At 67.6% G+C, this 14470-nt stretch carries 11 protein-coding genes; 6 read left to right on the top strand and 5 right to left on the bottom strand.

All coding sequences use genetic code 11. The annotated features are described in order from the left end of the window. Nucleotides 1-68: 68 nt before the first annotated feature. Together TPR58_RS06080 and TPR58_RS06075 are read left to right on the top strand one after the other, a co-directional pair. Nucleotides 69-944 carry a diacylglycerol/lipid kinase family protein gene (locus tag TPR58_RS06080; RefSeq protein WP_346245732.1) on the top strand — a complete coding sequence of 292 codons (876 nt, stop codon included), beginning with the start codon at nt 69-71 and terminating at the stop codon, nt 942-944. Next, nucleotides 941-1786 carry an inositol monophosphatase family protein gene (locus TPR58_RS06075; protein WP_346245731.1) on the top strand — a complete coding sequence of 282 codons (846 nt, stop codon included), beginning with the start codon at nt 941-943 and terminating at the stop codon, nt 1784-1786. Before TPR58_RS06080 ends, TPR58_RS06075 begins: the two co-directional genes overlap by 4 nt. Nucleotides 1787-1805: 19 nt before the next feature. On the opposite strand, the gene TPR58_RS06070 is transcribed toward TPR58_RS06075, so the two are convergent. Both TPR58_RS06070 and TPR58_RS06065 read right to left on the bottom strand, forming a co-directional pair. Next, nucleotides 1806-2411, bottom strand: a complete 606-nt coding sequence (locus TPR58_RS06070; RefSeq protein WP_346245730.1) for a class I SAM-dependent methyltransferase — start codon at nt 2409-2411, stop codon at nt 1806-1808. A 64-nt stretch (nt 2412-2475) separates the two neighbouring features. Then, complete coding sequence (locus TPR58_RS06065; RefSeq protein ID WP_346245729.1) at nt 2476-2700, bottom strand: hypothetical protein; 225 nt, start codon at nt 2698-2700, stop codon at nt 2476-2478. A gap of 109 nt (nt 2701-2809) precedes the next feature. Here TPR58_RS06065 and TPR58_RS06060 point away from each other — a divergent pair, with 109 nt between their 5' ends. Beyond that, the gene (locus TPR58_RS06060) at nt 2810-3145 is read left to right on the top strand and encodes a DUF3597 domain-containing protein (RefSeq protein WP_346245728.1); all 336 of its coding nucleotides are present in this window, start codon (nt 2810-2812) and stop codon (nt 3143-3145) included. 1 nt (nt 3146) lies between these two features. Here TPR58_RS06060 and TPR58_RS06055 read toward each other — a convergent pair whose 3' ends face one another. Continuing rightward, entirely contained in the window at nt 3147-4196 is a 1050-nt protein-coding gene (locus TPR58_RS06055) for an ATP-dependent DNA ligase (RefSeq protein ID WP_346245727.1), read from the bottom strand. A 39-nt stretch (nt 4197-4235) separates the two neighbouring features. Beyond that, entirely contained in the window at nt 4236-5888 is a 1653-nt protein-coding gene (locus TPR58_RS06050; RefSeq protein ID WP_346245726.1) for an MFS transporter, read from the bottom strand. 160 nt (nt 5889-6048) lie between these two features. Between TPR58_RS06050 and TPR58_RS06045 the strand changes: the two genes are divergently transcribed. The 3 genes from TPR58_RS06045 to TPR58_RS06035 all read left to right on the top strand — a co-directional run bounded on the left by TPR58_RS06045 (nt 6049) and on the right by TPR58_RS06035 (nt 12051). Further along, nucleotides 6049-7452, top strand: coding sequence for a L,D-transpeptidase family protein (locus TPR58_RS06045; RefSeq protein ID WP_346245725.1), 1404 nt, complete (start codon nt 6049-6051; stop codon nt 7450-7452). A gap of 278 nt (nt 7453-7730) precedes the next feature. Continuing rightward, entirely contained in the window at nt 7731-10565 is a 2835-nt protein-coding gene (locus tag TPR58_RS06040) for a M16 family metallopeptidase (RefSeq protein ID WP_346245724.1), read from the top strand. A 643-nt stretch (nt 10566-11208) separates the two neighbouring features. Then, a complete protein-coding gene (locus TPR58_RS06035; protein ID WP_346245723.1) occupies nt 11209-12051 on the top strand; it encodes an alpha/beta fold hydrolase in 843 nt (280 codons plus the stop codon). Nucleotides 12052-12127: 76 nt separating this feature from the next. Here TPR58_RS06035 and bglX read toward each other — a convergent pair whose 3' ends face one another. Beyond that, nucleotides 12128-14464: a beta-glucosidase BglX gene (bglX, locus tag TPR58_RS06030; protein ID WP_346245722.1), complete on the bottom strand. Its 2337-nt coding sequence runs from the start codon at nt 14462-14464 to the stop codon at nt 12128-12130. Nucleotides 14465-14470: the final 6 nt, after the last annotated feature.

Here is a 14470-nt window from a genome sequence, read left to right as displayed (position 1 = left end):
GCCGGCGCCAAAGGAACGGATCGGGGCGGCGAGGCATTAGCATCGACCATCGCCAATCCGGAGCCCAGATGCGCGCGCTGCTCGTTCACAATGACAATGCCGGTACCGACCCCGTTTCGCGGGCGGAAATCGAGTCGGTCCTGCGCGAGGCAGGGATCGAGACCGCCTATTGCTCGCATGGCGAGGACGACCTTGCCGAGGCGCTGACGAAGCCGTTCGACCTGATCGTCGCGGCAGGGGGCGACGGGACCGTGGCCGATGTCGTCTCGACGCTGGAACAGGTCGAGCGACCGATCGGCATCCTGCCGATGGGCGGATCGAACAACATCGCCAATTCGCTGCGCGTCGACGGCGACTGGCGCGACATTCCGCGCCGCTGGTCGCTGGACCGCTGGACGCGGCTCGACCGAGGCGAGGCGGACGGCCCCTGGGGCGTCCGCTGCTTCGTCGAGGCGATCGGATCGGGCGTGCTGACCGACTCGTTCGAGCAGGTCGATGACGAACCCGATACGCCCGAGGAGAAGCGCGCCAACGGCCGTAAGGCGTTCCGCCGGGCGCTGGGCGACGCCGAACCCTTCGCTTGCCGGATCGAGACCGACGACTGGTCATGGCAGGGCGAATGTCTGATGATCGAGGTGATGAACCTGCGCTATGTCGGCGCGCGGCTGGCGCTCGCGGGTGACGCCCCGCCCGATGACGGGCTGCTCGACATCGTGCTGGTCACCCCCGACCAGCGCGACCTGCTGTGCCGCTGGGCGGAGGATCCGGATGCCGGCCCCTGCCCGATCGGCACCCGCCGCGCTTCCGAAGTGCGGCTGATCGTCAAGGATCGCCCGTTCCGCCTCGACGACCGGTCGCCCGACGAGACCCTGACGGGCATGGTCGCGGTGCGGATCCGCGGCAATTCGGTCCGTGTCCTCACCCCGAGCGAGCCGCTGTCATGACCGGCGCCGGACCGGCGTCGTCGCTGGACCCCGCCCTTCTCGCGGAGATCGAGAGCGTGGCGGTCGAGCTGGCGCAACTGGGCGGTGCGGAAATTCGCGCCGCCTTGGGCAGCATGTTGCGGATCAAGTACAAGAGCATCGACGATCATCCGGGCCTGTTCCGCGACCCGGTCTCCGAAGTCGACCGCCGCGCCGAGGAACTCATCCGCCAGCGCCTGGCCGAGCGTTTTCCCGACCATGACATCGTCGGCGAGGAGATCGATCACCGCCCCAGCCTGGGCAGCGATTTCCTGTGGGCGGTCGACCCGATCGACGGCACGGCGAACTTCATCAACGGCTTTCCGATGTTCGCTTCGTCGGTCGGCGTTCTCTATCGCGGCTGGCCTATCGCAGGCGCGCTGTGGTGCAGCACCAGCCATGCGCTGGAGCCCGGCGTCTATCATGCCAGCCAGGGCAATCCGGTCCGCTTCGACGGCGTACCGCTCGACACCCGTTCGAACCCCGCGATCCGCCGGCGGCTGGGCGGCGAGCCGCGCGCCACGGTCGCGCCGGAGCGCGGATGGGACGGTCGCAAGACCGGATCCGCGGCGATCGAATGCGCGTTCGTGGCGGCCGGACTGCTCGACATGGCCTGGTTCGACCGGCCGAACCTGTGGGATGTCGCCGGCGGGCTGGCCTTGGCGCTGTCGGCGGGCAAGGAAGCGCAGATCCATCGGGAGCAAGGGTGGACGGCGTTCCAGGGCTTTGCCGAGGATGGCGACGCCGCGCACTGGTCGGCCAGGATCGCGATCGGCACCGGCGATACGGTCGGCGCATTCGTTCGCGAGGATATAGCCGGCTGAACCTCCCGGAGCGCGCCGGTCAGGTTGCCGTGCGGGCCCACCAGAGATGGAAGGGCGGCATGTTCAGCCACTGGCGGGCGCGCTCGACCTCATCGAAGTGACGATGCAGGAGCGGTTCGAGCGCCAGCTTCACCTGATAGGCCATGAACAGTCCGCCGGGCCGCAGCATTTGCGCGGCGCAGGCGACGATCTCGTCGCCGGTCGCCTCGTCGAGCGTCGAGAAGGGAATGCCCGACAGGATATGGTCCGCCCCGTCGTTGCCAAGCCCGTCGATGATCTGCCGAGCGTCGCATGCCGACCCATGGACTGCGACCAGCCGGGGATCGTCGATCGTCGCGCGCAGATGGTCGATGAACCCCACCTCGGTATCGATCGCGATCAGTGTCGCGCTCCGCGGAAGGCGGCGGAGCACCTCGCGGCTGAACGTGCCGACGCCCGGCCCGAACTCGACCAGGGTCCGTACCCGATCCCACTCGACCGGCTGCAGCATCCGCCGCACCGTGTTGGACGATGTTGCGAGCGGGGACCCGACGGCCGCGGGGTTGGCGACGAAGCCGCGCAGGAAGGTCAGGGCGCAGGATGCGCCGGGCTTGTTCAGCGATGCGGACTGGGCAATCTGGTTCATCTGGCCTCCCTGGTCGGGAGATCAACGCGATCACCTGGATCCGTATCCCATTGGTAGGAAAGCTTTATTCGCGACCGCGCGACTGGGTGGGAACGCCGCTGTCCCAGTCGACGAGTTCGAGCTGATGCAGCAGGTCGGCGAAGTCGTCGCCTTCCTGGACCGGGAATGCACGATCGAATCCGGCGCCCAGTCTTTCAAGGTCGCTGTTGGTCAACAGGCCGACGGCCACGATCCGCTTGTCGTCATTCATCGCACCCGAACGCAAAAGCAGGGGAATCGTGCCATCCATTCATCGCATGCGACGGATCGTGCCGGAACGAAGCAGCCGGGCCGCTCATTTTGCAGGGCATCGGCCGGCCTGACTGCCAGTCGTTATATACTCGCACAAAAGGATTATCATGGGCATCTTCGACATGATCCAGGAGTCGATCACCAAGCAGGTCGAGGCAGCGTCCGCGGCTCAGGGCGGCGCGCCCGTCAACGTCGAGAATGCGCTGATGGCCTATGAGGCGAAGCGCGGGAAGACAGACCTCAACTGGCGCACGTCGATCGTCGACCTGATGAAGCTGCTGGAACTGGATTCCAGCCTCGACAACCGCAAGGCGCTGGCCACCGAGCTTGGCTATACCGGCGCGAAGGACGGATCGGCCGAGATGAACATCTGGCTGCACAAGGCGGTGATGCAGCAGGTCGAGAAGAATGGCGGCACCGTGCCGGACTCGCTCAAGAACTGACTCAATTCGAAGCGCCCCGCCGAGCGCGCAACAGCGTTTCGAGTTCGGCGGGGCGCAATTCGCGGGCAAGCTGATCGAACGTGCAGGAGGCTGCGTCCTTGTCCGGACGCCAGCGACGGAAGCGCGTGCCGTGGCGGAACCGGTTGCCGGTCACCTGGTCATAGTCGACCTCGGCGACAAGGTCGTGGCGCAGCGAGGTCCAGGGATGGCCCTTGCCGCCTTTCCAGCGGCTCGGGCCGCCGGGTGCGTTACCGGTGAAGCCGGGCTCGCCCTCATGCTCCTTCAGGACCGGCCCGAGTTCGGCGCGCACCGCACGCGACAGGCCGGAGACGAATCCGACATGATCCAGCCGCCCGTCCTCGTCGAACAACCCCAATAGCAGCGACGCGACTTCGCCCGTGTCGGTCCTGCGATAGCCGCCGACGACGCAGTCGGCGGTGCGTAGCTGCTTCACCTTCGCCATCGCGCGTTCACCGAAGCGATAGGGCTCGTCGAGCCGCTTGGCGATCACCCCGTCCAGCGCCCCGCCGCTGCGCGCCAGCCAGCGCCGAGCGTGCCGAACATCGCTGCTGGCCGGCGACAGCAGCAGGTCGCCCCTGCCCGCCTGTGAATGAAAGCCGGCCAGGGCAGCGCGGCGCTCGCTCAGCGGCCTCGCCGACAGATCCTCCCCGTCGAGCGCCAGGCAATCGAACAGCATGAACTGGGCGGGCGCTTCGGCAACCAGCTTCGCCACGCGCGATGCCGCCGGGTGAAGCCGCGCCTGGAGCGCCGCGAAGGACAGCGCGTCGCCAATCGGGATGATGAGTTCGCCATCGAGGGTAAACCGGTCGCATGGCAGTGCCGCGAGCATCGCGACGATGTCGGGAAAATAGCGGTCGAGCGGCTTGCCCGACCGCGACCACAGATTGACCGCGTCGCCGTCGCGCACGGCGATCGCTCGAAATCCGTCCCATTTGGGCTCGAACTGCCATCCCTCACCGTCCGGCAGCGCCGCGACAAGGCGGGCTTCCATCGGTACCGGCGGGCCCCCGGTCTTCTTGCTGGCGGTCATCGCGGATCAACTGCCCCGGCCGGCCGAGGTTGCGCGGCCTCAATTGGACCGCGAGGGATCGGTCACCGGATCGAATTCATGGGCGTCGGAGGCACGCAGGAACGGCAGCGCGCTCGTCTGGCGCTCGATCCGGCGATGGACGACCGCGTCGGTGCCGGAGATCCACAACTTGTGCAGCGCGTCGCTGTTCGCTTCGTCGGCATGGGTGCGCCGTTCGTTGTGCCGGACATATTCCAGCCAGGTCGAGAAATGGAACCGTTCGATCCACAGGGTCGGATCGGCGAGATCGCGCAGCAGCGTCCATTCGCGCGCGCCGTCACGGCTGCGGATCCGCCGCCGTTCGGCCATGACGCGCAGGAAAATGGTGATGTCGGTCTGGGCGATACGGTGTTCGACGGTGATGACGATCGGACCGCTGCGCGCATCGACCGGGACCGCGGTGTGCGGCTCGGTCCAGCTGTTGCGGGGATCGAGATTGAGGTCGCTAATCTGCGGCAGGCGCAGCACCAGGCCGATGGCGATGCCGGCAAGCTGGATCACGGCTGCCGCCAGCAGCGCCTCGACCACGCCATGAGCGCTCGCGATCGATCCGAACAGCCAGCTCCCCGTCGCCATCCCGCCGAACGCCGCCATCTGGTACAGGGCGATGGCGCGGGCGACGACCCAGCGCGGCGATGCCATCTGCACGCTGACGTTGAAGGTCGACAGCGCCAGGACCCAGCCCCCTCCGGCGAAGGCCAGCGCGGGCAGCGCGAGCCAGAACATCCCGAGCGCGGTGACCGCGCCGCCGATCGCGAGGCCGAGCGAGGCGTAGCGCACCAGATTTTCGGTACTGACCCGCCCGCGAAGCTTCCCGCCCAATACCGCACCGCCGACCGCACCCAGCCCGAACGCGCCGAGCAACACGCCATAGGTCAACGGCCCGCCGCCGATCAGGTCGCGCGCGACCAGCGGCATCAGTGCCGGCAGCGCGCTCGCCGCCAGGCCGAACGCGGCCGCGCGCACCAGCACGGTGCGGATCGGCGGCGACAGGCGGACATATCGGATGCCCGCCGCCATCGCGAGGCCGAGCCGTTCGCGCGGAAGCCGCCGGGGCGGCAGGTTCGGCTGCCAGCGCAGCAGCACCGCGATCAGCCCGACATAGCTGACCGCATTGGCAAGAAAGGCGGCCGCCGCACCCGCGGCCGCGACGATCAGGCCGCCGATCGCGGGACCCAGGCTGCGGGCGATGTTGAAGCCCATGCTGTTCATCGCCACCGCGCTGGGCAGGACGCTGCGCGGCACCATGTCGCCGACCGACGCCTGCCAGGCAGGCCCGTTGACCGCGGTGCCGCAGCCGATCAGGAAGGTGAAGACCAGCAACAGCCAGGGCGTGATCCAGCCCAGCCAAGCCCCCAGCGCGAGCATGGCGGAGACGGCGAGCATGAAGCATTGCGCCGCCAGCATCACGCGGCGGCGATCGAGATTGTCCGCAACGGCGCCTGCCCAGAGCGACAGTAGCATGATCGGCAGGCTGGTGGAGGCCTGGACCAGTGCCACCATCTGCGGCGAGGCGCCGAGACCGGTCATCATCCACGAGGCGCCGACGGACTGGATGAGGCCGCCGAAGTTCGAACACAGGCTGGCGATCCAGACCGCGCGAAACAATCGGATGCTGAAGGGAGAAGGGCTGGGATCGGTCATGACGGGCATCAATGCGGCACCCCCACCGCACGATCCATCCGCATCGCCTTGTCGGACGGAAATCGTTCCGCCCGCGGAGCCCCACCGACCCTGGCGCGTTTGATGGCTGATTTTAGAGGAGAAACGGGTGCGCTTCGGTCTGATCGGCTCATCGCTGTTGGCAGTTTCCATGGCACTGTCGGCCTGTAGCACGGAAAGCGGAGGTTCGGGACAGACGAACGCCGGAGCGGAACAACAACAGTCGGGCTGGACCGAGGCGACCGCAAAGCAGTTGCGCGACGCGATAGGCAAGCGCGCCGAACACGGGCTGGACCGGCTCCCGCTCGACAAGGGGATCGACTCGCTCGACCAGGCGGCGCTCACCAAGGCGGCCCTGACCTATGGCGAGGCGCTCGCCCACGGTGCCACCGATCCCACCAAGCTGTTCGAGGTCTATACCCTCCCCCGGCCCGATCCGGACCTGAAGCCCGGTCTGGCGCAGGCGTTGAAGGACGGCAAGGTCGGCGACTGGCTGGAGAGCCTGGCACCGCGCGACGACGGCTATCGCAAGCTGTCGCAAACCTATTTGTCCCTTCGCGGCAAGCAGGGGCAGCCGGGTCAGGCGACGCCGGTCATTGCCGATTCCGGCGAGCCGCTGAAGCCCGGCTCGACCGATCCCCGCATCCCGGCGATCGCGCAGCAGCTGGTCGTCTTCGACTATCTCGACCGGGCACAGGCGCAGGGACAAAGCTACAGCCCGGCCATGGTGGCCGCGGTGAAGCGGATGCAGGCCGATTACGGGATCAACCCCGACGGCCTGATCGGCAGCGACGCGATCGAGATCCTCAACCTGTCCGATGCGGACCGGGCGCGGGCGATCGCGGTCAATCTCGAGCGGCTGCGCTGGCTGGAGCGCGAACCGCCGGCGACGCGGATCGACGTCAACATCGCGACCGCGAGACTGCGCTACTGGCGCGACGGCAAGGTGGTCGACGAGCGCAAGGTCATCGTCGGCGAGCCCGATACCGAGACGCCGCAGCTCGGCTCCCCGATCTTCCAGCTGGTCGCCAACCCGACCTGGACGGTCCCGCGCTCGATCCAGGAAAAGGAGATCGCCCGAAAGGGTGCCGGCTATCTGCGCGAGAACAACATGGTGTGGAAGGATGGCTGGATCGTCCAGCAGCCGGGGCCCAGGAACTCGCTGGGCCTCGTCAAGTTCGACATGAAGAACGAACATGCCATCTACCTGCACGACACCCCCGCCAAGCAGGTGTTCAACGAGGTGCAGCGCCAGCGCAGCCATGGCTGTGTCCGCGTGTTCGACGCGCTGGGCTTCGCCGAGATGCTGGCGCGCGACAATGGCGTGCTCGATGAATGGAACAAGGCGCGGGCGACCGGCGAGGAGAGCTTCGTCAAGCTGCCGAAGGAGATCCCGGTGCGGCTGCTGTACCAGACCGCGGTCCTGGATGCCGACGGCACCGCGATCGTTCGCGCCGATCCCTATGGCTGGAACGACAAGGTCGCCAAGGCGCTGGGCTTCGACCTTGGCACGATGCGCCGCGCGCGCAGCGGCGGCGTCGATATCGGCCCGTGATCCACTCCCACCTCTTGCTCCCCTCCCGCTTGCGGGAGGGGTCGGGGGGAGGGCCTGTCACATTAATTGGTGCGGCTTTACGGGGACAGGCCCTCCCCTAGTCGCTCCCGCAAGCGGGAGGGGAACTGGTTGCGCACGCATCTTCCCGTTCATGTCCGACGCCGCCACCGATTTCGTCAGGACAGCAGAGCCGCGAGGCGTGGCTCGACGGTCCGGATGCCGATAGCTAGGGTCGACGAATGGTAGCGAAGGGTGCAGCGATAATGGGGCGGGTTTCGGTGAGTTTGGCTGCGCTGGCGACGGCGCTCGTGATTGCGGCACCCGCCTCGGCCCAGGCGCCCGCCCCGTCCCGCCCGTCGCCTGCGCCCGCCAAGCCGCTGATCCCGACCGAGACGATCGTGCTGGCCAACGGCCTGCGCGTCGTCATGAACGTCGATCGCTCGGATCCCGTCGTGGCGGTGGCGCTGGTCGCGCATGTCGGGTCGGCGCGCGAAACCGTCGGGCGCACCGGCTTCGCGCACCTGTTCGAGCATCTGTTCTTCCTCAACTCGGAAAATCTCGGCCCCGGCGGACTCGACCGGCTGTCGGCGCGGGTCGGCGGATCGGGGGCGAATGGCTACACCAATCTCGATCACACCGTGTATCTTCAGACCGTTCCGAAGGATGCGCTGGAAAAGATGCTGTGGGCCGAAGCCGACAAGCTCGGCTATTTCATCAACACGGTCACCCCGGCGGTCGTCGCCAAGGAGATCGAGGTCGTCAAGAACGAGAAGCGCCAGTCCTACGACAACCAGCCCTATGGCCAGCTCTTCCCGATCGCGCAGGCGGCACTCTATCCCGCCGACCATCCCTATAGCTGGACGACGATCGGATCGCTCGCCGACCTGAATGCAGCGACGATCGAGGATGTCCGGCAATTCTATCGCCGCTGGTACGTGCCGAACAATGCGACGCTGGTGATCTCCGGCGATATCGATCCGGCGCAGACGCGGGCATGGGTCGAGAAATATTTCGGCGAGATTCCGCGCGGCGCGCCGGTCGAGATCCCGACCCCGCGAGCGGCCACGCTGACCGCCACCAAGCGGCTGATGCACCTCGACGCCTTCGCCACCCTGCCCCAGGTCACGCTGATCTGGCCGACCGTTCCCGAAGGCGCGGCAGAGGATGCCGCGGTCGAGCTGTTGTTCGACGCGCTGACCCAGGGGCCCGACGGGCCGGTGTACCGCAGCGTGGTGGAGGAAACCAAGGTCAGCGACGAGGTCGGCGGCAATGTCTGGGACGAGCAGATGGCGGGCGTCGCGATGCTGCAGGTTCGCGCCTTCGACGGCGTCCCGCTCGACCGGGTGGTTGCCGCGATCGACGCGGGACTGGCCCGGTTCCGCAAGCAGGGCCTGACGCCCGAGCGGCTGGAGCGGTTGAAGGCGGTGCGCGAGGCGGACCTCTATGACCGCATCGGCAGCGTCGGCGGCAAGGTGGAGACGCTGGCCGAATCCGAAACCATCCGCCGCCGCCCGGACCAGGCGGAAGTCGAACTGGCTCAGCTTCGCGCGGTCACCGTCGCGGACGTGATGCGCGCGTTCGACCGCCATGTCGCCGCCAGACCGCGGCTGGAAGTCGGGTTCGTTCCCAAGGACCAGCCCAAGCTTGCGCTCAGCAATGCCGACACCGCAAAGGTCGTCGAGGAAGCGATCGTCCAGGGCGCGGAGAAACCGGTCGACCAGAATGCCGGCAGGGCGGAAATCGCGCGCACCCCCTCCTCGTTCGACCGGACTGTCGAGCCGCCAGCCGGTCCTGCACCGGTCGTCCCGACGCCGGCGATCTGGAATACGGTGCTGGGCAACGGTACGACCCTGTCGGGGATCGAGGATCGCGAGCTGCCGGTTGTGGCGTTCGAGATCGCGGTCGATACCGGACAGTTGCGCGACGATCCGAAGAAGCCCGGCACCGCCTGGCTGGTCGGCGAGATGCTGACCCGCGGCACCCGCACGAAAACGCGCGAGCAATTCGAGAATGCGATGAAGGCGCTGGGCGCCAGCGTCTCCGTCAGCGTCGGCGAGGAGCGCAGCGTGATCGGCGTCTCGACGCTGGCGCGCAACTTCCCCCAGACCGTGGCGCTGGTTCAGGAAATGCTCACCCAACCGCGCTGGGACGCGAACGAACTGGCGCTGGCAAAGGCATCGACGATCGCCGGGCTGCAGGCGTCGCGCGCCGAGCCGGGCTATCTGGCCGACATGGTGGCGAGACAGGCGATTTACCGCAGCAGCATCCTGTCGAACGACGAACGCGGCACGCCCGCATCGGTCGAGGCGCTGACCCTCGACGATCTCAAGCGGTTCATGGCGACGACCTGGTCGCCGCGCGGCGCCCGGATCCGGGTCGCGGGCGCGGTAACCGAAGGCGATGCGCAGGCCGCCTTCGCCGGGCTGGCGCGCGAATGGACCGGCCCCGCCCTGGCGCCAGCGGGCTCGGTCGCCTTTGCCGCACCCGATCGCACGCGCGTCTATTTCTACGATGTGCCCGGCGCCAAGCAATCGTCGATCCTGATGGTCCGCCCGGGGCCGGCGCGCGGCGCGCCCGACTGGTTCCGTGCCCGTGCCGCCAACTTCATCCTGGGCGGCGGCGGCTTCGCGTCGCGGCTGACGCAGGAATTGCGCGAGGGCAAGGGCTATACCTATGGCGTTCGCTCCGCCTTCGAGGGCATGGCAACCGGCGGGCGCTTCAGCGTCGCCAGCCCGGTTCGCGCCAATGTCACGCTGGAGGCGGCGACGCTGATGCGCGACATCGTGCGCGATTATGGCAGGACGTTCACCGACTCCGACCTCGAACTGACGCGAGGGTCGCTCGCCAAGTCGCGCGCGCGCGAGTTCGAAACACTGGGAGCCAAGGTCGGTCTGCTGGGCATGATCGGCGATTACCGGCTTCCGGCGGACGTGATCCGCGTCGAGAATGCCCAGCTTGCCGGGCTGGACAAGGCGACGGTCCAGACGATCGCCCGCAGCTATATGGACACCGATCACATGATCATCGTGGTGGTCGGGGACGCGGCGACCCAGGCGAAGCGGCTCGAGGCGCTCGGCTATGGCGCGCCGGTGATGGTGCCGAAGCTGAAATAGCGGCGTTGGACCCGGGCAAGAACCCGAGGTCTTGTTGTTTCGCAGGCACTTGCCTCTTGCACGACACCCTTTGGATTCCCACTTCAGGGTCATCGTTCAACCAACGGAAAGGAGGTGGTCTGATGTCTCATTGTCCCATGCCGCGTGCGGCAGTTCTGGTGAGCAAGACCCCCGTAGCGGGGGAGCAGCTCGGCTGAGCTGTCCGCATCCGGGCAAAGACAATGGAAGGGCCGTGCCGCAAGATGCGGCCCTTCGCTTTTGTGGGGTCGGGAGAAGCCTCCGCCTGTCAACGGGTCTGCCACCTATACCCGGCCAACCCTAAGTATGATTTCGCGTCCGCCCTCGCTGCGGCACATCTGATCGCGTCATCGGGAACAGGTGCTCTGCGGCGATGAGGAACCGGCCGGTCTTGCGGCCGCCCTTCCGCTGGAAAGATGCGCCCGCTCTCCGAAACGACCCGGCGGAATGCCCGCCGGACCTGCAACCGGGGAGCGTCTCGATGCCTGCATATCCCTTCCCAGTGACCCGTCGTTCGGTCGTTGCCGGCACCGCCGGCCTCGGCCTCGCCTCCCTGCTGCCCGCCATGGCGGCAGCATCGCCCCGTCATACCCCCAAAGTTCGCGCCAAAGATGGAGAGACCAACATGACCAGCGGCTTCGTGAAGACCAAGGACGGCACCGAAATTTACTACAAGGACTGGGGGCCCAAGAATGGCCAGCCGATCGTGTTCCACCATGGCTGGCCGCTGTCGTCGGACGACTGGGACGCGCAGATGCTGTTCTTCTTCAACAAGGACTATCGCGTCGTCGCCCATGACCGGCGCGGCCATGGGCGCTCGTCGCAGGTCGATACCGGCCACGACATCGACCATTATGCCTCGGACGCGTCGGCAGTCGCCGAGCATCTCGACCTGCGCAATGCGGTCCATATCGGCCATTCGACCGGCGGCGGCGAAGTCGCCCGCTATGTCGCCAAGTTCGGCCAGCCCCAGGGCCGGGTCGCCAAGGCCGTGCTGGTCGCAGCGATCCCGCCGCTGATGCTGAAGACCGACGCCACCCCCGGCGGCACGCCGATCGAGGTGTTCGACGGGTTCCGCCAGGCGCTGGCCGCCAATCGCGCCCAGTTCTTCCTCGATGTCGCCTCGGGGCCCTTTTACGGCTTCAACCGTCCCGATGCGAAGGTCTCTCCCGCCGTCGTCCAGAATTGGTGGCGCCAGGGCATGGAGGGCAGCGCGCTGGCCCATTATGCCGGGATCAAGGCGTTCTCGGAAACCGACCAGACCGAGGACCTGAAGGCGATCACCGTGCCGACGCTGGTGCTGGCCGGCGATGACGACCAGATCGTGCCGTACAAGAACGGGGCAGAACTCCAGGCGAAATATCTGAAGAACGCGACGCTGAAAATCTATCCCGGCTTTCCGCACGGCATGCTGACCACCCATGCCGACGTCATCAATCCAGACCTGCTGGCCTTCATCAAGGCCTGAACGGGTTCGACGCAAAAGGGAGGGCGGGTCACCCGCCCTCCCTTGCTGGTTGCCGCCCGCAGGCGGCGCCCCCCGGCTACCAGCCCTTGACCGTGCGCGGTGCGCCACCGACGGTGAAGGTCGCGTGCGCGTCGGCGTTGGAGCTCGATCCCACCCAGACGTCGAAGGTGCCGGGATCGACCACCCAGTCCTTCAGCGCAGCGTTCCAGTATTTAACGCTCGATTCGTCGAGGGTGAAGCTCAGCGTCCGGCGCTCGCCGGGGCGCAGCGTCACCCGCTGGAACCCCTTGAGCTCGCGCACCGGGCGCGAGGCGCGGCCCGCACGCTGGTGGATGTAGAGCTGGACCACTTCGTCGCCGACGCGCTGGCCGGTATTGGCGACCGTCGTCGTCACCGTGACCTTGCCCGCCGCGGTGACGCTGCCCGACACGACCGGCGCACCGATCTCGAACGAGGTGTAGCTCAGGCCATAGCCGAACTCATATTGCGGCGTCGCCGGGATGTCCCAGTAGCGCTTGCCCTGTTCCTTGGGCGAGTGGCTGGTGTTGTGCGCATAATAGATCGGGACCTGCCCGGCGGTGCGTGGCCAGGTGACCGGCAGCTTGCCGCCCGGATTGACGTCGCCGAACAGCGCGCGGGCGATCGCGTTGCCGCCGCGGGTGCCGCCATACCAGGCATGGAGGATCGCCGGCGCCTTCTCGATCACCTCGCCCAGTTCGACCGGGCGGCCGCTCATCGTCACGACCACCAGCGGCTTGCCGGTGGCGACCGCGGCCTGGAACAGCCGCAACTGGCCATTGGGCAGCTTCAGGTCGGAGCGCGAGGCGCCCTCGCCGCTCATATCCTCGGCCTCGCCCAGCGTCAGGATGATCAGGTCCGACTTCTTCGCCAGGTCGATCGCCCGGTCGAATTCGCTGTCGGCGCGCGCCTCGTCCCAGCGCGGCTCCTTCTTCGCCTGGCCCGGGATGGTGATCGATTCGAACATCGACGGCACGTTGCGGCGGAACTGGATGCCGGGCGCGGTCTCGACCTTCACCGAGGCTCCCAACCGGGTACGGATGCCCTCGACCAGCGTCACCGTCTCCGGCAAGTCGTACTGGAACGACCAGGGGCCCAGCATGTCGCGCTTGGAATCGGCAAGCGCGCCGATCACCGCGATCCGCTTGTGCGCGCCGGGGGTCAGCGGCAGCGTGTTGTCGTCGTTCTTGAGCAGCACCAGCGCGCGTTCCGCAGCGGACTGAGCCGCGTCGCGGTGCGCGGGGTCGGCCAGGGTGGCGGCGGCCTTGGCCTCGTCGACGAACGGCACCTCGAACAGGCCCATCCTGAACTTGGCGACCAGGATGCGGCGCACGGCGGTGTTGAGCGTCGCCACCGGCAGCTTGCCCGAACGGACCGAGGCGGCCAGCGTCTCGGCCGAGGCGGCAGGTCCGAACGACATCTCCATGTCGTTGCCCGCGGCGATGCTGCGCACCGCGGCGTCGGCATTGTCCTTCGCGAAATTCTGGACGACCTGGTTCTTGGTGCCGTTGGCGTCGGACACGACCCAGCCCTTGAACCCCATCTGGCGCCGCAGCACGTCGGTCAGCAGCCATTTGTTGCCGACCGCGGGCACGTCGTTGAGGTCCATATAGGCGCTCATGACATTGCCGGCGCCGGCCTCCACCGCCGCGGCGAAGGGCGGCAGGATCACGTTGTAGAGCTGGGCGTCGGACAGATAGACGCCGTCATAGTCGCGACCGCCCTCCGACGCGCCATAGCCGGCGAAGTGCTTCGGGCCGGCGATGATCCGGCCGGGCGTTCCGATCGAGGGACCCTGGAAGCCGCGGACCTGCGCCCGGGCGATCGCCGCGCCCAGGAACGGATCCTCGCCCGGTCCCTCGACGATCCGGCCCCAGCGCGGGTCGCGCGCGATGTCGAGCATCGGCGAGAAGGCCCAGTGGATGCCGACCGCGCGCGCCTCGGCCGCGGCGACCGCCTGTCCCCGCTCGATATTGGCGGGGTCCCACGACGCGGCATTGGCCAGCGGCACCGGGAAGATCGTGCGGAAGCCGTGGATGACATCATAGCCGAAGATCAGCGGGATCTTCAGCCGGCTTTCCTCGACGGCGATCTTCTGCAACCGGTTGATCACCGCGGGATCGGTGACGAACAGCAGCGAACCGACCTTGGCATCGCGGACCTGACCGGCAAATTGCTCGGGCGCGCCGAACATGAATTGCTGCGAGACCTGGCCGGCCTTCTCCTCCAGCGTCATCGCCGCGAGCAGCGCATCGGCGCGCTGCTCGGCGGTCAGCCGGGTATTCAGCCAGGGCCTGGCCGCCGGTGCCGCCTGCTGCGCGACGACCGGCTGCATCGTGCCGGTCATCGCCGCGGCACCGGCGAGCATCAGGGCTGCGAGCTTCAACTTGCGCATCAAATT

This window comes from Sphingomonas rustica (assembly GCF_039652585.1).
GTDB lineage: Bacteria > Pseudomonadota > Alphaproteobacteria > Sphingomonadales > Sphingomonadaceae > Sphingomonas > Sphingomonas rustica.
This window is presented reverse-complemented; position numbering and strand designations above follow the sequence as displayed.